Origin of the sequence: Pseudomonas sp. 3-2, assembly GCF_019710535.1 — a bacterium.
Classification (GTDB): domain Bacteria; phylum Pseudomonadota; class Gammaproteobacteria; order Pseudomonadales; family Pseudomonadaceae; genus Aquipseudomonas; species Aquipseudomonas pharyngis.
Window position 1 is genome coordinate 478713 of the sequence record NZ_CP081200.1, and the last position, 21283, is coordinate 499995.

A 21283-nucleotide genomic window follows, 5' to 3' on the forward strand; every position below is an offset into this window, starting at 1 on the left:
TCTCAAGCTGCCTGTTTTGCCGTGACGAACGCCGCAAGGCTCGCCACGTTGGTGAAATGGTTGCGGGTGTCCTTGGCGTCGGCATCGATCTTGATGCCGTACTTTTTCTGGATCGCCAGGCCGAGCTCCAGGGCGTCGACGGAGTCCAGGCCCAAGCCTTCGCCGAACAGCGTCTGGTCGTCGCCGATGTCCTCTGGGCTGATGTCTTCGAGGCCCAGGGCGTCGATGATCAGCTCTTTTATGTCACGGTTTAGATCGCTCATCTTCGGCGAGCTCCTTGATAAAGAATTGGTGCAAATAGTCGTTGAGCTTGCGCGAAGCCTGGGGCGGGGGGCCCTGCGCGGCGAAAGTCTGTGGGTCTATATCGGCCCCGACGTGAAAACTGAAGTGCACGCGGCGACTGGGAATGCGATACCAGGGCTCGGCTTTGGTCAGGGTGGTCGGATTGACCTTGATCACCACCGGGGTGAGGATTTTCGCACCGCGCAGCGCGATGGCCGCCGCGCCCCGATGAAAGGCCGGCGCCTGACCCGGCTGGGTGCGGGTGCCTTCGGGAAAAATGATCAGGGTCTGCCCGCTCTGCAATGCGCCGGCGGCGGCGTCGAGCATGTCCATGCTGCCGTCGTTGCTGATGTATTCGGTGCTGCGCAGCGGGCCGCGGGTGAAGGGGTTTTCCCACAGGCTTTTCTTCACCACGCAATTGGCCCCGCGCACCAGACCGATCAGGAATACCACGTCGATCAGCGACGGGTGGTTGGCGATGATCATCTGCCCCGGACGGCCGAGCCGTTCGGCGCCCTGGATGTCGTAGCTCAGCACGCCGGTACGGGCCATGAACCGGACGAAAAACCAGAACAGCCGACTGACGGTCTGGCGTGCCCGCTCGCGATGCGCAATGGCGTCGCCCGGCAGGCAACCGAGCAATGGAAATACCAGCAGGCGCAGGCACAGACCACCGAGCCCGAACAGGGCGAAGCTGGTGGCAGTGGCCAGCAGACGCCAGTAATAGGCGTCGCGGTTTTTTCCGATCACGGGTTGCGTTGCCAGGTCCATAGACGATTCTTCCAGGCATGTTGGCAATGGGGTTGCTGACCGAGCAGGGTTCGCAGCAGATTTAGTGCGTGGGGCCACTGCGGTTTTGACCGTGCTTGCGGGGCGCTGTTCAGGGTCAGCCGCCAGTCGGTACCGGGGGTGAGCAACAGCCCGACCGCGTAGGGAAACGGTACGTCGTCGATCCACGTCGAATAGGCTTCGGGCGGTTGTTCCTCGGTGATCACCAGCAGCACGGCGGGGGCTCCTTCGTTCAACAACGTCGCCGCTTCGAGCATGCCGTGTTCGAGGCCGTCGCCGGCCGCGGCGAGTGCGGTCATTTCGCTGGTTTCGCCGCGCATGATCGACCACAGGCCGATGATCGCGTTGTGCACCGACAGGCTGAACTGGGTCGGCGACAGCGGCTGTTCGTTGGCCAGATCACTGAGAATTTCAAAGGTGCGCGGGGTTTCGCCGTGCCGGGAGACGAACACCAGCGGCAGATTTTCCCGACCGTCGGCCAGCGGCCAGCCGACACTGAACGCCATCCGCGCCAGACGGCTGAGACGACGGCGCTGCATGGCCGGCAGAAACGAAACATCGGGTGCGGCATCGCTGCCTTCGAGCACGACCGGCTGTCGGCTCCAGGCTTGCCAGGCTTCCACACTGTCGAGCCCGGGAGCCCAGGCGCGCCATTGGGCGATGTTGAAGTTGATCACGGACATTTATCCCGCCCCTGCGGGCTGAGTTGACGCGGTTTCGCCAACGTCGCCGCTGAGCTGATTTAGCCTGAAATGGCATGGCGCGTGGCGCCGGGTGGCGCGCATTATCCCGGTGCGACGAGTGTGTAGCAAATGCTGGTTACGTTTTGAACGACGAAATGAACCGAATGGTACGCGGCAAGAGCTGTCACTTGGCCATTATCCAGATTGTCGGGTGTCTGTCTGTCAGGCGAATCCGCAATCAAGGAGTGTCTTTGCGCCGAATTCATTGGGAGATTGGCGCCTGACTTTGTAGTCCGCGTCCATCGAGGTAGCGAACCGGCACCGGGCACCACTACACTCGGTCATTCTTTGATACACGGAGGTTTTGTCATGCGGCGCGTGGTGTTCAATCAGAAAGGTGGCGTGGGCAAATCCAGCATTGCCTGCAATCTGGCGGCGGTAAGCGCCAGCGAGGGTTATCGCACGCTGTTGGTCGACCTCGATGCCCAGGCCAATTCCACTCAGTATCTGACCGGCCTCACAGGTGATGACATTCCGATGGGCATTGCCGATTTCTTCAAGCAGACCCTGTCTTCCGGACCGTTCTCGAAAAAGAACCAGGCGGATATCTACGAAACGCCCTTTGACAACCTCCACATCATTACCGCCACTGCCGAACTGGCCGACCTGCAGCCCAAGCTCGAGGCCAAACACAAGATCAACAAGCTGCGAAAGCTGCTCGACGAGTTGTCGGAGGATTACGACCGGATCTATCTGGATACGCCGCCGGCGCTGAATTTCTATGCGGTCTCGGCACTGATTGCCGCCGATCGGGTACTGATTCCCTTCGACTGCGACAGCTTCTCGCGTCAGGCCCTCTACGGTCTGATCGCCGAAATCGACGAGTTGAAGGAAGACCACAACGAAGGCCTGGAAGTCGAAGGCATTGTGGTCAACCAGTTCCAGGCCCGGGCCAGCCTGCCGCAGCAGATCCTCGACGAACTGATCGCCGAGGGCCTGCCGGTACTGCCCGTCTACCTCGCCAGTTCAGTGCGCATGCGCGAATCGCATCAGGCCAACACGCCGCTGATCCACCTTGATCCCCGGCACAAGCTGACGCAGCAGTTCGTTGAATTGCACAACCTGCTCGAAGACGCCTGAATCCTTGTCAGATGCCCTGGCTGCGCAGCCAGGCCATCAACTGCGGCAACGGGAAGGCCCCGCTCTGACGGGCTATTTCCCGGCCGTTGCGCAACAGAATCAGGCTCGGAATCGAACGAATCCCCAACTGTGCCGATAATTGCTGATTGGCCTCGCTGTCCAGCTTGGCCAGCCGGCACTTGCCCGCCAACTGCGCAGCCGCCTGCTCGAACACCGGCGCAAACGACTTGCACGGCCCACACCAGTCCGCCCACACGTCCACCAGCAACGGCAGATCGCCCTTGATCTGACTGGCGTAATCGCCTTGCTTGAGTTCGAACGGCTTGTTCAACAGCACCTCGGACTTGCAGCGCCCGCACTTCGGGTGGTCGTTGAGGCGCTCGGCGGGAATGCGGTTGAGGCCGTTGCAGGAGGGGCAGGGGATGAGGAGTGGGTCGGTCATGATCGGCTCAATGAATAAAACGGGATCGTACGACTGATCTGGAGCCGTACGGATCGATTATCAAGGTTCAGTCGTTCCCGCTTACGACGAACAACTGATCTCCAAATGCTTGCCCCACTCCGGCGGCCGTTGCGCGTAACTCTCCATTCCAGGCTGTTCCTCGAATGGATTGCTCAGCACCGCGTGCAGCCGTCGCACTTCTGAATAGTCACCCTGCTCGGCAGCATCAATCGCCTTCTGCGCCAGGTAATTGCGCAGGATGTACAGCGGATTCACCGCATGCATCCGCGCGCGGCGTTGTTCCTGATCGGCCGCGCCATCGCGTGCGACGCGGGCGACATAGCGCTCGCCCCAGGCATCGAAACCTTTGATATCGACGAAGTCATCGCGCAGGCGGGCGACGGCCTGCTCGGCTGACTCTTCGCCCAGGCGGCGGAAGAACAGCGTGTAGTCGACGCCGCTGTTCTGCATCAGTTGCAGCAACTGCTCCAGCAGTTGCTGGTCGTCGTCCTCGGCGGTGGTGAAGCCGAAGCGGCGGCGCATCAGGTCGAGGTAGTGCGCCTGGAACAGCGGCAGGTACAGGCCGAGGGTTTCGCGCAGGGCTTCGACGCTGATGAACGGCGTCAGGGCCTGGGCCAGGGCGCTGAGGTTCCACTGGCCGACCGGCACCTGATTGCTGAACGAGTAGCGGCCCTGATCATCGGAGTGGTTGCAGATGAAGTTCGCGTCGAAATCGTCGAGGAAGGCGAACGGGCCGAAGTCGAAGGTGATGCCGAGGATCGACATGTTGTCGGTGTTCATCACCCCGTGGCAGAAGCCGTATGCCTGCCACTTGGCAATCAGTTCGGCGTTACGCTCGACGATTTCGCGGAACATCGCCAGATACGGTTCCGGCTGCTCCAGGCATTCGGGGTAGTGCATCGCCAATACGTGCTCGCCGAGTTGCTTCTGCTGTTCGGGACGCTTGGTGTAATAGAAGTATTCGAAGTGGCCGAAACGGATGTGGCTCGGCGCCAGGCGCAGCACCATCGCGGCGCGTTCCTGTTTCTCACGCCAGACCGGGGTGTCGGAGCCGATCACGCAGGCGGCGCGTGAAGACGGGATGTTCAGCGCATGCAGCGCTTCGGAGGCGAGAAACTCGCGGATCGACGAACGCAGCACCGCGCGACCATCGCCCATGCGTGAGAACGGCGTCTGCCCGGCGCCCTTCAGATGCAAGTCCCAATGTTCGCCGGCCGCGTTGTAGACCTCGCCCAGCAACAACCCACGACCGTCGCCCAGTTGCGGGGTGTAACCGCCGAACTGATGCCCGGAATAGACCATCGCCCGAGGCTCGGCATCGGCCCACAGCTTGTGGCCGCCAAACAGCTCGGCAAATTCCTGGGTGTCGGCCACCGCCGGGTCGAGATCCAGCAGCGCCAGGGCCGCAGGGCTGGCCACCACCAGTCGCGGATTGTCGATCGGTTCGGGCAGCACATGGGCCGAGAACGCATCGCCCAGGCGGGCGAAGCGGTTGTCGAAGGTCAGTTCGTCGAGGGCTTTCAAGGACCGGCTCCAGCAGAATGTCCGAGCATTCTGCTGGGATTAGCCGGGTTAGTCGAGTTTGGCCGGCGGCGGTTCCTGCAACGGTTTCTGGTCGTCGCTGACCGGCACGATGGTTTTGGTTTCCGGCTCGATCGGCACCATCTTGTATTCCTGGCCGTGAAGGTTCTTCAGGTAAACCTCCATCTGGCGGAACGAGATGTTGATGTGCTGCTTCTTGAACTCACGGTTGATGAAGCGGTTGACCTCGTCGAGTACCGGGTTGCGGTCGCCGAGATCACGCACATGCATGCGCAGTTCGTGGTCGAGGGTGCTTTCGCCGAAATTGAGGAAGTACACATGCGGCTCGGGTTCCTTGAGCACGCGCGGGTTTTCCCGGGCGGCCTTGAGCAGCAGTTCCTTGACCAGATCCAGATCCGAACCGTAATCGACGCCCAGTTTCAGGGTCACCCGGGTGATGGTGTCGGTCAGCGACCAGTTGATCAGTTGCCCGGTGATGAACGTCTTGTTCGGGACGATGATGTCCTTGCGGTCGAAGTCGGTGATGGTCGTGGCGCGGATGCGGATCTTGCTCACCGTGCCCGACAGGTTGCCGATGGTGATGGTGTCGCCGATCCGCACCGGGCGTTCGAACAGGATCATGATGCCGGAGATGAAGTTCGCGAAGATCTCCTGCATGCCGAAACCGAGGCCCACCGACAGCGCCGCCACCAGCCATTGCAACTTGTCCCAGCTGACGCCGAGGGTCGACAGGGTCGAGACGAAACCGACCCCGGCGATCACGTACGACAGCAGCGTCGTGGTCGCGTAGGCACTGCCCTGGGCCAGATTGAGTTTCGACAGTACGAACACTTCAAGCAGGCCCGGCAAGTTGCGGGCGAGGGCAAAGGTGATGCCGATGATGATCAGCGCGCCGAGCATGTCGCCGATGCTGATCGGCACCATGCTCATGTTGGCGCCGGTGCCGCTGGTGTATTCGTAGAGGGTGATGTTGTCGAGGTACGAGAACACCGTGATCAGGTCGGCCCAGACCCAGTACAGCGCGGCGATGAAGCCGCCGAGCAGTGCCAGACGGATCAGGCGCAGGGACTGTTCGTTGACCTTTTCGATGTCCAGGGTTGGCTCTTCGATCACCGCTTCGCCGTCGCCGGCTTCCTTCGCTGCCTGACGTTTGGCCAGGGCGCGCTGGTAGGCCAGACGGCGTGCCGCGACCGCCAGACCTCGGACGAAAGTCGCTTCGATCACCAACCAGAACATCAGCAGGTACAGAGTGTTGATCAAGCGGTCGCTGAGCTTCAGCGCGGTGTAGTAGTAGCCGAAGCACACGGCGACGAACAGCGCGATGGGCAGCAGGGTAAACATCACGCCCACGGCCTTGCGAAACAGCGAGGCGTTTTCGTGGGTCGGGCTGCTGATCAACAGGCGGCTGAGCAGCCACGCCATCAGCGCATAGCAGGTCAGCACCACCGGCATGCCCAGTACATCGTCGGCCAGCGCCGCCGGTTGCAGTTCGGCAACCGCCACCACGGCCACCAATGCCATGACCACCAGTCCGAGGCGACGGACCCAGCCTTGCAGGAATTCGACCTGCGGCTTTTCCCAGCGGAAGTGCAACTCGGCCACACCGCCCGGCGCGAGGATCCGATAGGCGGTGTAGAACACCAGCCACGCCTGGGCCATTTGCAGCAGCGCCGCGCCCATGTTCGCGTTCTGCCCACGGGCGTCGATCTGCAACGCCAGCCCGCACAGGGCCAGGCCCAGCGCCACCGGCATCGCCAGCAGAATATTGATCAGGATCGCCTGCGGCGTGTGCCACTGGCTGTCACGTTTGAAGTGGCCGATGTCCTGATGAACCTTGTTCAGGCGCGAATAGAGTTGCTTGCGCCGCCACAGCAACGCGCCGATCAGCAGCGCCAGCGGCAGGAACAACAGCGGTCGCTGGGTCAGGCCGTCGGTCAGTTCGCTGAAGCTTGAGGCCAGCGGCAAGGTGTCGACCTGACGCTTCAGGCGCTCCGGCACGCCGCGCATCCATTCGGTGTCCAGCGGCTTGTTGCTCGGGATCCAGAACATCTGCTCGTCGAGGGTCGCGCGCAGGCTTTGCGCGGTGCTCAGCAGTTGTTTCTGGTTCAGTTGCAGGGTGATCGATTCGTTGAGCATCGCGCTCAGTTCGCGGCTTAGCCGTTCCAGCAGATCAACGCGGGTGTTGGCCAGCTCCAGCAGGCTCTTGCGCAGTTGCGGTGTGACTTGTTCCGGCGGCTGAGTGGACAGCAGGTTGTCGACGTAAGTCGCCGGATTGCTCAGCTGTTCGCGCTGTTGGTTGATTTCGAACTGGTACAGGCGAATGTCGGCGATCTGGTCCGCCAGATCGCGGTCGACCTTGAGGCGCGGCAGCGCTTGCTTCTGCTTATAGAGAATCTTCGACAGCAGCAGGCTGCCCTTGAGCACGTTGATCTGCTCGTCGAGGGCCGAGTCGCTCTGGGTCACGCTGTCCAGTTGCTGCTTGGTCTGCAGGTTCTGCTGGGTGAGTTCGTTGAGACGGTCGGTGCTTTTGAGCAGGTAGTCGGAGAGCTTGAGGTTGGCCGCGCTTTCCGTGGCGAGCAGGGCGCTGCTGCCGGACTTTTGGGCCTCGATCGACTGCTGCGTCACGGTTTCCTGCGACAGGGTCAGACGTTTCTGGTTGATCAGGGTTTGCAGTTCCTGGATCTCGCGATCCAGACGGTCGGACTTTTCCGAGAGCAGGTCATGCTGACTGTTGCCCAGATCCTGCAACTGGTTGTTGCCGGCCAGTTCCTGACGGCGCAGCGGGATCAGCGCGTTCAGGGCGGCCAGCTCGGCGTTGAGCAGGTCGCGCTGCTCGGCGCTGACGGTTTTGCCGGCGTCCTTGCCGGTCTTGAGGATGTTGTTGATCTGCTGGATGCGCGTCTGGCTGCTGGAAATCTCGGCCTGGGCGCGCTCGGGACGCGTCTGGGCGGTGATGATCAGGCTGTTGGCGTCGGCCAGGGCTTTCTGCAGATCGCTTTGCTGGGTCGAGCGCTCGGTGAGCATCTGCTCCAGCTGCTGGATGTTTTCCTTGGGAAAGCGCTGCGCTACCGGTACCACTGCGCTGGCCTTGAGGCGGGTCAGTTCGCGCGAATTCTCGATGGTCTGCTTCGGCGCAGTGGCCAGCTGCTGCTTGAGGTCAATCAGCTTCTGCTCGTAGTCACGCCGGTTGTTGAGCTGGTTCAGCGTGTTTTGCAGGACCGTCTGCAGGGCCTTCTTGTCGGCCTCGGGCAGTTTGCTGTCGGTGAGCTTGTCCAGGCTGGCCTGCACGGCGTCGCTGGACGGTGGTTCGGCGGCTTGCAGCGGGCCGACGGAAAGACTCAGGCCCAGCAGGGCCGCGAGGAAAAAGGAGCGCAGGGTAGGCATAGAGACCGGTCAAGCAAGTGAGAGTGGACGCAGTTTAGAGGAAGAGCCCGGGGCCCGGGCGACTTCCTTCGGGGAATCTGACGCCCACTTTGGCGATCTTGTTCCCGTCCATGACCGCAACCGTCCAGTGGGTGTTGTTCCATTCCACCTGGTCGCCAACGATTGGCGCACCGCCGACTTTCTGGGCAATGAAGTGGCCCAGGGTCATGTCCGGATCGATGCCTTCGGCGGGCAGGCCGTACAGGGCGGCAACCGCTTTGAGCTGGGCGTCTCCTTCGAGTACGAAGTCGCCGAAGAAGCGCAGATCGAGGCCGCGTTGCGGCGCCTGGCTGAACAGTTTTCCGAGGGCCGGAAGGTTGTGTTCATGGCCGATAACACACAGCAAATCATCGACTTCCAGCACCGTACTACCCGACGGATGGAGCAGTTGCTGGCCGCGAAACAGGGCGGCGATACGGGTGCCTTCGGGCATTTTCAGTTCGCGCAGGGGCGAACCGATGCACCATTTTTCCGCGCCGAGCTTGTAAACGAACAGTTCCCACTCGCTGGTGACGTGCACTTCGAGGGCGGCGCGAGAGATCGGCGCCGGCTCCGGCGGTACGGTCACCTTCAGCAGCTTGGCCACCCACGGCAGGCTCGTGCCCTGCACCAGCAGCGACACCAGCACGATAAAGAAGGCGAGGTTGAAATACAGCTGCGCATTCGGCAGTCCGGCCATCAGCGGGAACACCGCCAGAATGATCGGTACCGCGCCACGCAGGCCAACCCAGGAAATGAAGGCTTTCTCGCGACCGTGGAAGGCCTTGAACGGCAGCAGCCCGACCAGCACCGACAGCGGCCGAGCGAACAGAATCATCCACAGCGCCAGACCCAGCGCCGGCAGGGCGATCGGCAGCAGATCATGCGGCGTGACCAGCAGCCCCAGCACCAGGAACATGCCGATCTGCGCCAGCCACGCCATGCCGTCGAGCATGTGCAGGATGCCGTGACGGCTGCGCACCGGGCGGTTGCCGATCACCAGACCGCACAGGTACACGGCGAGGAAGCCGCTGCCGTGCAGGGCGTTGGTCAGGGCGAACACCACCAGACCGCCGGCGATCACCAGAATCGGATAGAGGCCGGTGGCGAGGTTGATCCGGTTGACCAGTTGCAGCATCAGCCAGCCACCGCCCAGACCGATCACACCACCGATGCCGAATTCGCGGATCAGATGGGTCAGCAGGCTCCAGTGCAGGCCGGTCTGGCCGCTGGCGAGCATGTCGATCAGGGTCACGGTGAGGAACACCGCCATCGGGTCGTTGCTGCCGGATTCGATTTCCAGGCTGGCGGTCACCCGTTCGTTCAGGCCCTTGCCACCGAGCAACGAGAACACCGCGGCGGCGTCCGTGGAGCCGACGATGGCGCCGATCAGCAAGCCTTGAATCAGATTGAGGTCGAACAGCCAGGCGGCGGCCATGCCGGTGAGGCCGGTGGTGATAAGAACTCCGACCGTCGCCAGCGACAAGGCCGGCCACAGGGCCACGCGGAAACTGGACACCCGGGTTCGCAAGCCGCCGTCTAGCAGGATCACTGCCAGCGCGAGGTTGCCGACCAGATAGGCCGTCGGGTAGTTATCGAAAATGATCCCGCCGCCATCGACCCCGGCAGCCATGCCGACCGCGAGGATGATCACCAGAATCGGGATGCCGAGACGGGAAGACAGGGAGCTGACAAGAATACTTGCGCCTACCAGCAACGCGCCGATCAAGAACAGGCTGTTGATGGTCGTCGCGTTCAAAGGCAGTACTCCAGAAGCGGAAAGACGGGCACAAACTGACCATGCAGTCTGCGTGCCAGCGATTCTAACCTGTTGAAATGTGATGCTGTCAAAAAGCTTTTTCAGCTTTGCGCAAGATCGTTCCCACGCTCCGCGTGGGAACGATCAATGCAGAGGGTTAGAGGCTGAACCGCCCAACCATATTGTTCAGATCCAGCGCCAATCGCGACAGCTCATTACTCGCCGCACTGGTCTGATTCGCGCCGGTCGCCGATTGCACCGACAGATCGCGGATGTTCACCAGGTTGCGATCCACTTCCCGCGCCACTTGCGCCTGCTCTTCAGCGGCGCTGGCGATCACCAGGTTGCGCTCGTTGATTTCGACGATGGCCGTGTTGATGGTGTCCAGCGACAGGCCGGCGCCACGGGCAATGTTCAGGGTCGACTCGGCGCGCTCGGTGCTGTTGCGCATCGAATCCACGGCGTGTTCGGTGCCGCTCTGGATGCTGCCGATCATGCGCTCGATTTCGCTGGTCGACTGCTGGGTGCGGTGGGCCAGGGCACGGACCTCATCAGCCACCACGGCAAAACCACGACCCGCTTCACCGGCACGGGCCGCTTCAATTGCCGCGTTGAGCGCCAGCAGGTTGGTCTGGTCGGCCAGGCCGCGAATCACGTCCAGCACCTTGCCGATGTCGCGGGATTCGTTGGCCAGATCGCCGATCAGGGTCGCGGTGCTCTGCACGTCGGCGCTCATGCGTTCGATGGCGCTGACGGTTTCCTGCACCAGATCACGACCGTCGCCGGCGGAGGTGGTGGCGTTCTTCGAGGCTTCCGAGGTGCTGACCGCGTTGCGCGCTACTTCCTCAACGGCGCTGGTCATCTCGTTGACGGCGGTGGCGGCCTGCTCGATTTCGTTGTTCTGCTGGGTCAGGCCACGGGCGCTTTCGTCGGTGACGCTGTTCAGCTCTTCGGCGGCGGAGGCCAGTTGCGTGGCCGAGCCGGAAATCCGTTGCAGGGTGTCGCGCAGCTTCGACTGCATCTTGGCCATGGCCGCCAGCAGGCGTCCGGCTTCGTCGGTGCCATCCACGTGGATTGGCTGGGTCAGGTTGCCCTCGGCGATGGTTTCCGCTGCATCCAGCGCCTTGGCGATCGGCTTGGTGATGCTGCTGGTCAACAGCCAGGCGAACAGCAAGGTCAGGCCGGTGGCAATCACCAACAGGGTCACCACCAGATTGAACGACATCGAATACTGATCCGTGGCGCCCTGATTGGTCTCGGCGATCTGTTGGGTGTTGATCTCCAGCAAACGCGCGAGAGCGGTATTCACCGCTTCGGAATTGGCGAGCAAATCGGTGTTGAGCATCTGCCGCAATTCGTCGACCTGATTGTTGCGCGACAGAGTCTTCATCCGGTCTTCGAGCTGACGGTACTGCGCCAGCAACTGCACGTACTGATCGTAAGCCGCGCGTTCTTGCGGGCCATCGATCAGCGGCTCGTAGGCGCGTTGCGCGTCGGCGATCTGCCGGTTGCGCAAATCGAACAGTTCGATGGTTTTTTGCTGGACGTCTGGCTCTCGGTTGATCAGCAACCGATACGACAGCACGCGCAGGCGCAGGGTCAACTGGGTGAATTCGTCGAGGGCCTTGATCGAAGGCACGCTGGCGGTGGCAATGTCTTCGCCTGCTGCGCGGATCTTGCTCATCTGATTCAGGGCGAACACGCCGAGAATCAGCATCAGGCCGCCGATCAGGGCGAAACCGGTGAACGCCCGGGGGGCGATGTTCATATTGCGAAGGGACATGGAGGCGGATACCAGGGAAGGGCCGCATCCGTGCGGGCTGAGACTGCTGTTGGGTGACTTATCGGTCATACGACTAAAGTCTTGAGGCGGTGTGCGTATTTGTCGCATGGGGCGTCGGGCGACGAAGTGCAGGAACCAGATCGGCAGATCACAGTCTCTAACACTCGCAAGAACGGTCGGCCGCCAGGAAAATCAAGGCCTTGCGCCGGTTTAACCCTGGCGTCAACGACGACTTTTCTTTATCGTACGCGCCCTTTGAAAAAGCCCTGGAAGATCAAAATGTTGGAAGCATCCCTCAGCCAATTGGAACAGCTCGTCAGCGACCTGGTGCAACAGAACCAGACCCTGTCGCAAACCAACCAGACCCTGTCCACGGAACTGGCCCAGGCCAAGGATGAAAACGAAAGCCTGCAACTGAGCCTGATGGAACAGGAAGAAAAGCACGGCGCCACCGCCGCGCGCATCCAGGCCCTGGTTGATCGCGTCAACGCAGGTCCTGTCAGCGCATGAACCACGGCACAGCAGGGGTAAAAGTCATCTCCATCATGGGGGAGGACTATTCGATCAAGGCACCGGCCGGGGAAGAACAGACCCTGCTGGACGCTGCGTTGATGCTCAAGGCCGCACTGGCCGACACCAAGAAGAAATACCCGACCCTGATCGGCGACCGCCTGCTGGTGCTGGCGGCGATGAATCTGTGCTCGCAGCAGATTGAAATGAAGAAGCAGCATCAGGAAGAACTCGAGCGTTACCAAGAGCAAGTCAGCGCCACGGTCGAGACCATCGCCAAGACCATCAATCAGGGTTGATGGGTTGCGCACAACCAAAGAATAAGATTGTCGATTGCGTTGTATACAATCGGCACGGCTGTTGCAGTGTTTCAGCCTCTTATTCTTTGGGGGTGCTCCATGCAGTTCTGGCGTCGCAGTATTCAATGGCAGCTGATCCTCGGTATGGGCACCGCCCTGCTGGTCAGCATTCTGATCGTGGTTGGCATTTATACCCTGGTGGTCAACCGCCTCGCCCAGAGCTATCTGGTCGAACAGGCGCTGCCGTCGAGCATCGAAGCGACGCGCAACGACATCGAACGAATCCTCGTTCAACCTCTCACCGCCGCCAAGGACATCGCCAGCAACACCATGGTCCGCGACTGGCTGGCCAATGGTGAAGACTCCGGCAAAACGGCGGGCTTCGCGCAGTATCTGGAAGGCATCCGCGCCGAACACAAGGCGTTTACCGCGCTGATCATCGGCACCGAATCCAATCACTACATCACCGAAAAAGGCCTGGATCGCACCCTGAGTCGCGACAAACCGGCCGATGCGTGGTTCTACTCCTTCCTCGACAGCAATCAGCCGCGAACCCTGAACATCGACAACGACGGGGCGACCGGAGAGCTGGCGCTGTTCATCGATTTGAAGGTGGAGCAGGCCGGCAAAGTGGTCGGTGTCGCGGGCCTTGGTCTGAGCATGAAAGAGCTGTCGGAGCTGATCCACAACTTCAGCTTCGGCGAGCGTGGGAAGGTCTATCTTGTGCGTTCCGACGGCTTGATCCAGGTCCATCCCGAGGCACAGTTCAGCGGCAAGCGCACTTTGAGCGAGCAGATTGGCGAGTTCGCAGCGCAAGCGGTCATGGGCCATAAAGTGGCGAGCAACAGCAGCTTCCAGCGCGACGGCGAAGATTTCCTCGCCTTCAGCCTGCCTTTGCGCGACCTCGGCTGGACCCTGGTGGCCGAAGTGCCACAGTCGCAGATCTACGCCGAATCCCGCCGGGCGATGTGGATGAGCAGCGGCATCGGCCTGGTGGTGGCGCTGGTTTGCCTGGCGCTGGTGATCTGGCTGGCCCAGGGGTTGGTGCGACCGATTCGCCAGGTAACAGCTGCATTGGTAGCAATCGGTAGCGGTGGTGGAGATTTGACTCACCGGTTAGATTCCAGCCGCGCCGATGAACTGGGCGACCTCGCCCGGGGCTTCAACCGTTTCCTCGACAGCCAGCGCGGGATGATCGGCGAAGTGCTGACCACCAGTGAACGCCTGCGTGTCGCGGTCGGCCAGGTGGCCAGGGTTGTGGATAACACCGCCGAACGCTCCGGTCGCCAGCAGGAAATGACCGACATGGTCGCCACTGCCGTCCACGAAATGGGCCTGACCGTGCAGGAGATCGCCCAGAACGCCGGCAACGCCGCGCTCGCCTCGCAAACCGCCCGCGATGAAGCGATGCAGGCGCGGGAAGTGGTTGGCGGTTCGATTCGCCATATAGAAAGCATGTCCGATGAAATTGGCGTCGCGGCCGGCGCGGTGGGTGAGTTGGCGCATCAGGTGGCGTCGATTGATCAGGTGCTGGCGGTGATTCGCGGGGTGTCGGAGCAGACCAATCTGTTGGCGCTGAACGCGGCGATTGAAGCGGCACGGGCCGGGGACATGGGGCGTGGTTTTGCGGTGGTGGCCGACGAGGTGCGCACGCTGGCGCGCCGGACTCAGGCGTCTACCGACGAAATTCAGCAGATGATCGGCAGCCTCAAGCAGGGGGCGGAGAATGCGGTGTCATCGATGCGCACCGGGCAGGCTGCGACGGGGACTGGAGTCGAATCGAGCCAGCGTACCGGGGCGTCTTTGACTGCGATCACCGGGCAGGTCGAGCGCATCAGCGACATGAACCATCAGGTGGCGACGGCGACCGAGGAACAGTCGGCGGTGACCGAGGAGATCAACCGCAACGTACAGGGCATTTCCGATCTGGCCCGGGCGACGGCGGGGGAGGTCCGCGCCTGTCGTGAGGATTGTCAGATGCTGCAGCGGTTGGCGGATGATCTGGCGCGGCAGATGGGTGGGTTCAAGTTGAGCTGATGTGTCGCCAGTTCCGGCCCTTTCGCGGGCAAGCCCGCTCCCACAGGTGCCGCAGAACCCTGTGGGAGCTGCGGTGAGACGATTCGACTTGACCGCGAAGACGGCATCAGCAGCGACACATAATCCGGATCAGAACCACGCATCCTGCATTGCCAGACACGTATCATCCCGCGCCTCCAGCAACGCCAGCTCATGCTGGCACCCCGGCACTTCCCACGTCAGGAAATACCGCGCCGCCTGCAACTTGCCCTGATAGAAGTCGGCATCCGCCGCATTTCCCTTGGCCAACCCTTCCTCGGCGCGAATCGCCTGTTCCAGCCAGCGCCAGCCAATCACCGCGTGCCCGAACACTTTCAGGTACAACGCCGAATTCGCCAGGCTGCTGTTGACCTTGCCCTGTGCCAGATCGGTCAGCAGACCGATGGTCACTGTCTGTAGGCGCGCGACCAGTTTCTCCAACGGCTCACGCAGTGCGGTCAACGATTCGTACGCGACTGCGCGCTCGGCGGTGTTGGCAATCAGGCGAATCAGTTGCTTGAGCCCGGCACCACCGTTCTGCGCCAGTTTGCGTCCCAGCAAGTCCAGCGACTGAATGCCGTGGGTGCCTTCGTGGATCGGGTTCAGGCGGTTGTCGCGGTAGTACTGCTCCACCGGGTACTCGCGGGTGTAACCGTGGCCGCCGAGAATCTGGATCGCCAGTTCGTTGGCCTTGAGGCAGAACTCGGAGGGCCAGGATTTGACGATCGGTGTCAGCAAATCCAGCAGTTCATGGGCCTGTTTGCGCTCGACCTCGGTTTCCAGCGTAGTGGTGTCATCGAACAGCCGCGCCGCGTACAGACCGAGATCGAAAGCACCTTCGACGTAGGATTTCTGCGTCAGCAGCATGCGTCTGACATCGGCGTGCTGAATGATCGCCACCGGCGCCGTCGTCGGATCCTTGCTGTCCGGCACTCGGCCTTGCGGGCGTTCGCGGGCGTATTCCAGTGAATACAGGTAACCGGCGTAACCGAGCATCACCGCGCCCATGCCGACGCCGATCCGCGCCTCGTTCATCATCTGGAACATGTAGCTCAAGCCGTGATGCGGCTTGCCCACCAGATAACCGACGCACTCGCCGTTATCGCCGAAGTTCAGCGCCGTTGACGTGGTGCCGCGCCAACCCATCTTGTGGAACAGCCCGGCGAGCAACACGTCATTACGTTTGCCCAAACTGCCGTCATCGTTGACCAGAAACTTCGGCACGATAAACAGCGAAATGCCTTTCACCCCGGCCGGTGCGTCCGGCAGTTTGGCCAGCACCATGTGCACGATATTTTCCGAGAGCGGGTGATCACCGCCGGAGATGAAGATCTTGTTGCCCTTGAGGCGATGAGTGCCGTCGGACGAAGGCTCGGCGCGGGTACGAATATCCGACAGCGACGAGCCGGCGTGGGGCTCGGTCAGGGCCATGGTGCCGAAGAAGCGGCCGTCGATCATCGGTTGCAGGAAGCGTTGCTTCTGCTCTTCGGTGCCGAAGCTTTCGATCAGGTTGGCCGCGCCCATGGTCAGGAACGGATAGGAAGTCGACGCCGCGTTGGCCGATTGGAAGTGGGCGAAGCAGGCCTGGGACAACAATGTAGGAAGTTGCATGCCGCCGGCGTCGAAACTGCGCGCCGCGTTGAGGAATCCGGCTTCGAGGAAGGCGTCCACCGCCGGTTTCACTTCGGGAATCAGAATCGCCTGACCGTTCTCATAGCGCGGCTCGTTCTCGTCGCCCTTGCGGTTGTGCGGCGCGAAGTATTTCTCGGCAATGTTGCGCGCTGTACCGATGGCGGCATCGAAGGTTTCGCGATTGTGCTCGGCAAACCGCTCGCGCCGGGTCAGGCCCTCGGCATCGAGGACTTCGTACAGCTCGAAAGCCAGATTGCGGGAACTGAGCAACGTCTCGGACATGGCGGCCTACCTTTTTTTGGAATGGGCCGAGTCTAGGCGTGCGAATAAAGGCTGAACAGGAAGATTGATAACGGTGATATTGGAGCCGAGCAGCGGCTTAACAAACTCCACAAAACAAATGTGGGAGCGGGCTTGCTCGCGAAGGCGTCGTGTCAGTCGATATCAATATCGAATGATCTACCGCTTTCGCGAGCAAGCCCGCTCCCACAGGGGAATTACATTCCAGGCGACCATTGCGGTCGCCTGGCGTTACAGCCGTTTAGCCGATGGTCATCAGGCTGGCGTTACCGCCCGCCGCCGCGGTGTTGACGCTCAACGCGCGCTCGATCACCAGACGCTCCAGCGCAATGTTGGTCTCGCCCTGGGACAGGCCCTGAACCCCGACGATGGCGCCGGGACGCTTGGCGATCTGCTGGCAGACCGCACGCAACTGGTCGGAATGGCCGTGATGCAGAACCGCATCGAACACCACGTCGTCCTTGTTCCAGTCGGAAACCAGTTTGATCCGCGCCTGAATTTCCTTCGGCAGGCGTGCGAACAATGCCTTGCTGGTGTCGGATTCCGGCCAGACCGCCGAACCGCCCACCGCCAGTACCGCAGCGAGCTGGGTCAGCAGATCACCTTCGATGTCCGCCAGGCACAGCACGTGTTCGCGTGGCAGGATGGCGTAGCTGTTCTTCTCGCCGGTCGGGCCGGCCAGCACGCGGGTGATACCGCTTTGCGACTGGGCTGCGTACTGCACGCACAGGGTGCTCAGATCGGCGAACTTGTTGCTGTCGGCCCAGGCTTTCAGAGCGGTCAGCGGTTTGCTCATGGCGTCGCGCAGACGAACGTCCGGCGCCACGGCAGCATCACCGCGAGCGAAGGACTGTTCGATGGCATCCGTAGGACGCGTCGACAGCAGACGGTACAGGTACAGCGGGCCACCGGCTTTCGGACCCGTACCCGACAGGCCTTCGCCACCGAACGGCTGGACGCCAACCACAGCACCCACGATGTTGCGGTTGACGTAGACGTTACCGGCGTTGACGTTGTCGATCACCTTGGCGATGGTCTCGTCGATGCGGGTGTGCACGCCGAGGGTCAGGCCGTAACCGGAGGCGTTGATCTGGGCGATCAACTGGTCGATCTCTTTACGCTTGTAGCGCACCACGTGCAGCACCGGGCCGAAGATCTCGCGTTGCAGCTCGTCGAAGCTTTCCAGTTCGATCAGGGTCGGCATGACGAAGGTGCCGCGTTTGACTTCCTCGGTATCGGCGATGGCCACCTGGTACACGTTGCGACCTTTGTCGCGCATGCCCTGGATGTGCTTCTCGATACCGGCCTTGGCTTCGGCGTCGATCACCGGGCCGATGTCTACCGACAGACGCTCCGGGTTGCCAAGACGGCTTTCAGCCATCGCGCCCTTGAGCATTTCGATGACGCGATCGGCGGAATCTTCCTGCAAGCACAGAACGCGCAGGGCCGAGCAACGCTGACCGGCGCTGTCGAAGGCCGACGACACCACGTCAATCACCACCTGTTCGGTCAGTGCCGAAGAGTCGACGATCATCGCGTTCTGGCCGCCGGTTTCGGCGATCAGAGGAATCGGACGGCCCTGGTTGTCGAGGCGACCGGCGATGTTGCGTTGCAGCAGACGGGCGACTTCGGTGGAGCCGGTGAACATCACGCCTTTGACGCGCTCATCGCCAACCAGACCGGCGCCGACGGTTTCACCGCGACCCGGCAGCAGTTGCAGCACGCCTTCCGGAATCCCGGCTTCGAGCAGCAGACGCACAGCTTGTGCGGCGACCAGCGGAGTCTGTTCGGCCGGTTTGGCCAGCACCGGGTTACCGGCGGCCAGTGCGGCGGCAACCTGACCGCTGAAGATCGCCAGCGGGAAGTTCCACGGGCTGATGCAGACCACCGGGCCCAGTGGGCGGTGGGCGTCGTTGCTGAAATCGTTGCGTGCCTGCACCGCGTAATAACGCAGGAAGTCGACCGCTTCGCGGACTTCGGCGATGGCGTTGGCGAAGGTCTTGCCGGCTTCGCGGGCCAGCAGGCCCATCAGCGGCTGGATCTCGCCTTCCATCAAGTCAGCGGCACGTTCCAGAATCGCGGCACGTTCGGCCGGCGGGGTGGCCTGCCAGATCGGTGCGGCGTTCAGGGCGCATTGAATGGCGTTGTCGACGTCTTCGACCGTGGCTTCCTGCACATGGCCGACCACGTCACGCAGATCGGACGGGTTCAGCACCGGTGCCGGCGCTTCGTTGCTGGAGGCGCAGCCGAGCATCGGCGCGGCTTTCCAGTTGTTGTGCGCAGTGGCCAGCAGGGCGCAGGACAGCGAGGCCAGACGATGTTCGTTGGCCATGTCGATGCCGGCGGAGTTGGCGCGCTCGGAACCATACAGGTCACGCGGCAGCGGAATGCGCGGGTGCGGCAGGCCGAAACCACCTTCCACGGTTGCCATCTGCTCGATCTGCGCAACAGGATCGGCCACCAGTTCCTGGATCGAAATCGACTGGTCGGCGATGCGGTTGACGAACGAGGTGTTGGCGCCGTTTTCCAGCAGACGACGTACGAGGTACGCCAGCAGGGTTTCGTGGGTGCCGACCGGAGCGTACACGCGGCATGGACGGTTCAGCTTGCCCTCGGAGACTTTGCCTACAACCTGCTCGTACAACGGTTCGCCCATGCCGTGCAGGCACTGGAATTCGTACTGGCCCGGGTAATAGTTCTGACCGGCAATGTGATAAATCGCCGACAGGGTGTGAGCGTTGTGCGTGGCGAACTGCGGGTAGATGACTTCCGGCACCGACAGCAGTTTGCGCGCGCAGGCGATGTAGGAAACGTCGGTGTACACCTTGCGGGTGTAGACCGGATAGCCTTCCAGGCCTTCGACCTGGGCGCGCTTGATTTCGCTGTCCCAGTACGCGCCTTTCACCAGGCGGATCATCAGGCGATGACGGCTGCGGCGAGCCAGGTCGATCACGTAGTCGATCACGTACGGGCAACGCTTCTGGTAGGCCTGGATGACGAAACCGATGCCGTTCCAGCCGGTCAGTTGCGGCTCGAAGCACAGGCGCTCGAGCAGATCCAGCGACAGCTCCAGGCGGTCGGCTTCTTCGGCGTCGATGTTCAGGCCGATGTCGTATTGCTTGGCCAGCAGGGTCAGCGACAGCAGGCGCGGGTACAGCTCGTCCATCACGCGCTCGTACTGGGCACGGCTGTAGCGCGGGTGCAGGGCCGACAGTTTGATCGAGATGCCCGGGCCTTCATAAATCCCACGGCCGTGGGACGCTTTGCCGATCGAGTGAATGGCTTGTTCGTACGAGGCCAGGTACTTCTGGGCGTCGTGTTCGGTCAGCGCCGCTTCACCGAGCATGTCGTAGGAGTAACGGAAGCCCTTGGCTTCGAACTTGCTCGCGTTGGCCAGAGCTTCGGCGATGGTTTCGCCGGTGACGAACTGCTCGCCCATCAGGCGCATGGCCATGTCGACGCCCTTGCGGATCATCGGCTCGCCGCTCTTGCCGATGATGCGGCTCAGGGATGAAGTCAGGCCGGCTTCGTTGTGAGTGGAAACCAGTTTGCCGGTCAACAGCAGGCCCCAGGTTGCGGCGTTGACGAACAACGACGGGCTGTTGCCCAAGTGCGGCTGCCAGTTGCCGGTGCTGATCTTGTCGCGGATCAGCGCATCGCGAGTGCCTTTGTCCGGGATCCGCAGCAGCGCTTCGGCCAGGCACATCAGCGCCACGCCTTCCTGAGACGACAGAGAAAATTCCTGCAACAGGCCCTGAACAATGCCTGCACGACCGCCGGCACTCTTCTGGTTACGCAGTTTTTCCGCGATGGTTGCGGCGAGTTTGTTGGTAGCTTCGGCCATCGGCGCCGGCAGGCGCGCCTGCTCGATCAGCATCGGCACCACTTCCGGCTCGGGGCGACGGTAAGCGGCGGTGATCGAGGCGCGCAGCACCGATTGCGGCAGGATGCTTTCAGCAAATTCGAGGAAGCATTGGTGCGCGTGATCGGTGTGGACTTCACCTGCGTCGTCGGTGTCCTTGGCGGACAAACCGTTCAGCTCGGTCAGGGTTGCACCACCCTCGAGTTTTTCCAGGTAATTGAAAATTGCCTGCTTGATCAGCCAGTGCGGTGTGCGATCAATCGAGGTTGCGGCGGCCTTCAGGCGCTCGCGGGTCGGGTCGTCAAGTTTGACCCCAAGGGTGGTGGTAGCCATATTTTTATCCTCATAGGTGCCGCAGTTGCGCGACAACAGCTGGCGGCAAGATTAGCCGCGAGCCGAAACAGGTGCAACCGGGTGCAACCCTTTTTTGTCGGAATATTCTGCAGCTCGTCAGGAAATAATTTCTGGTACGAAAGTGCTGCTCTCGCTTGGTGCTTTTGCTTCTAGAAAAGCGTTGTCACTGCGTTAAAAGGGAGCAAAAAGCCACTTCCGTAGGATAAATCCCACTGGGTGCAACTAATTCTCAAGAAACTGGTTGCACCTGTTTTGCTTTGTTGCATAGGATTCGCGCCCAAGGTGCAACCGGTGAAACCCGACGCACCGGCCAATGGCTTTCCTGGGGAAACATTGGTCATAAATGCGCGGCCGTGCGAATCGTCTGTCAGACGTCAGTCTGCAAACGGTGCAACCGCCGCCGCTACATAAAAACAAAGCCAGGGCAC

General features: G+C 61.7%; 14 protein-coding genes and 1 pseudogene. 4 read left to right on the top strand and 11 right to left on the bottom strand.

Annotation, left to right across the window (positions count from 1 at the left end; all coding sequences use genetic code 11):
• Positions 1-2: 2 nt before the first annotated feature.
• From K3819_RS02170 to K3819_RS02180, 3 genes are read right to left on the bottom strand one after another with little or no spacing between them, the layout of a single operon-like run.
• On the bottom strand, positions 3-263 hold the full coding sequence (locus tag K3819_RS02170) for a phosphopantetheine-binding protein (RefSeq protein WP_064592948.1): 261 nt from the start codon (positions 261-263) through the stop codon (positions 3-5).
• The gene (locus K3819_RS02175; protein WP_221398547.1) at positions 244-1053 is read right to left on the bottom strand and encodes a 1-acyl-sn-glycerol-3-phosphate acyltransferase; all 810 of its coding nucleotides are present in this window, start codon (positions 1051-1053) and stop codon (positions 244-246) included. The genes K3819_RS02170 and K3819_RS02175 overlap by 20 nt, the downstream gene beginning before the upstream one ends.
• On the bottom strand, positions 1029-1754 hold the full coding sequence (locus tag K3819_RS02180) for a beta-ketoacyl synthase chain length factor (RefSeq protein ID WP_064592952.1): 726 nt from the start codon (positions 1752-1754) through the stop codon (positions 1029-1031). The genes K3819_RS02175 and K3819_RS02180 overlap by 25 nt, the downstream gene beginning before the upstream one ends.
• 369 nt (positions 1755-2123) lie before the next feature.
• Here K3819_RS02180 and K3819_RS02185 point away from each other — a divergent pair, with 369 nt between their 5' ends.
• Entirely contained in the window at positions 2124-2894 is a 771-nt protein-coding gene (locus K3819_RS02185; RefSeq protein WP_007952339.1) for a ParA family protein, read from the top strand.
• Positions 2895-2901: 7 nt separating this feature from the next.
• Here the strand turns inward: K3819_RS02185 and trxC are convergent, their stop codons facing one another.
• The 6 genes and pseudogenes from trxC to K3819_RS29620 form a co-directional block, all read right to left on the bottom strand.
• Positions 2902-3336 (bottom strand): thioredoxin TrxC, encoded by a 435-nt coding sequence (gene trxC, locus K3819_RS02190; RefSeq protein WP_221398548.1) that lies wholly within the window; start codon positions 3334-3336, stop codon positions 2902-2904.
• An 81-nt stretch (positions 3337-3417) separates the two neighbouring features.
• Complete coding sequence (gene selO / locus K3819_RS02195) at positions 3418-4881, bottom strand: protein adenylyltransferase SelO (RefSeq protein ID WP_221398549.1); 1464 nt, start codon at positions 4879-4881, stop codon at positions 3418-3420.
• Between the two features lie 48 nt (positions 4882-4929).
• The gene (mscK, locus tag K3819_RS02200) at positions 4930-8283 is read right to left on the bottom strand and encodes a mechanosensitive channel MscK (protein ID WP_085611112.1); all 3354 of its coding nucleotides are present in this window, start codon (positions 8281-8283) and stop codon (positions 4930-4932) included.
• 34 nt (positions 8284-8317) lie between these two features.
• Complete coding sequence (locus K3819_RS02205; protein ID WP_085611111.1) at positions 8318-10060, bottom strand: potassium/proton antiporter; 1743 nt, start codon at positions 10058-10060, stop codon at positions 8318-8320.
• A 157-nt stretch (positions 10061-10217) separates the two neighbouring features.
• Positions 10218-11090 (bottom strand): methyl-accepting chemotaxis protein, encoded by an 873-nt coding sequence (locus tag K3819_RS29615; RefSeq protein WP_371850982.1) that lies wholly within the window; start codon positions 11088-11090, stop codon positions 10218-10220.
• Positions 11091-11120: 30 nt separating this feature from the next.
• Positions 11121-11951 (bottom strand): annotated as a pseudogene (locus tag K3819_RS29620) (MCP four helix bundle domain-containing protein); the annotation flags it as partial.
• A 171-nt stretch (positions 11952-12122) separates the two neighbouring features.
• On the opposite strand from K3819_RS29620, the gene K3819_RS02215 reads away from it, so the two are divergent.
• The 3 genes from K3819_RS02215 (at position 12123) to K3819_RS02225 (ending at position 14689) form a co-directional block, all read left to right on the top strand.
• Positions 12123-12353 carry a hypothetical protein gene (locus tag K3819_RS02215; protein ID WP_064592964.1) on the top strand — a complete coding sequence of 77 codons (231 nt, stop codon included), beginning with the start codon at positions 12123-12125 and terminating at the stop codon, positions 12351-12353.
• Positions 12350-12652 carry a cell division protein ZapA gene (locus K3819_RS02220; RefSeq protein WP_064592966.1) on the top strand — a complete coding sequence of 101 codons (303 nt, stop codon included), beginning with the start codon at positions 12350-12352 and terminating at the stop codon, positions 12650-12652. Before K3819_RS02215 ends, K3819_RS02220 begins: the two co-directional genes overlap by 4 nt.
• A 99-nt stretch (positions 12653-12751) precedes the next feature.
• On the top strand, positions 12752-14689 hold the full coding sequence (locus K3819_RS02225; RefSeq protein ID WP_221398550.1) for a methyl-accepting chemotaxis protein: 1938 nt from the start codon (positions 12752-12754) through the stop codon (positions 14687-14689).
• A 129-nt stretch (positions 14690-14818) separates the two neighbouring features.
• Here the strand turns inward: K3819_RS02225 and K3819_RS02230 are convergent, their stop codons facing one another.
• Together K3819_RS02230 and putA are read right to left on the bottom strand one after the other, a co-directional pair.
• Positions 14819-16621 carry an acyl-CoA dehydrogenase gene (locus tag K3819_RS02230; RefSeq protein WP_221398551.1) on the bottom strand — a complete coding sequence of 601 codons (1803 nt, stop codon included), beginning with the start codon at positions 16619-16621 and terminating at the stop codon, positions 14819-14821.
• 259 nt (positions 16622-16880) lie between these two features.
• Positions 16881-20834, bottom strand: a complete 3954-nt coding sequence (putA, locus tag K3819_RS02235; protein ID WP_064592972.1) for a trifunctional transcriptional regulator/proline dehydrogenase/L-glutamate gamma-semialdehyde dehydrogenase — start codon at positions 20832-20834, stop codon at positions 16881-16883.
• Positions 20835-21283: the final 449 nt, after the last annotated feature.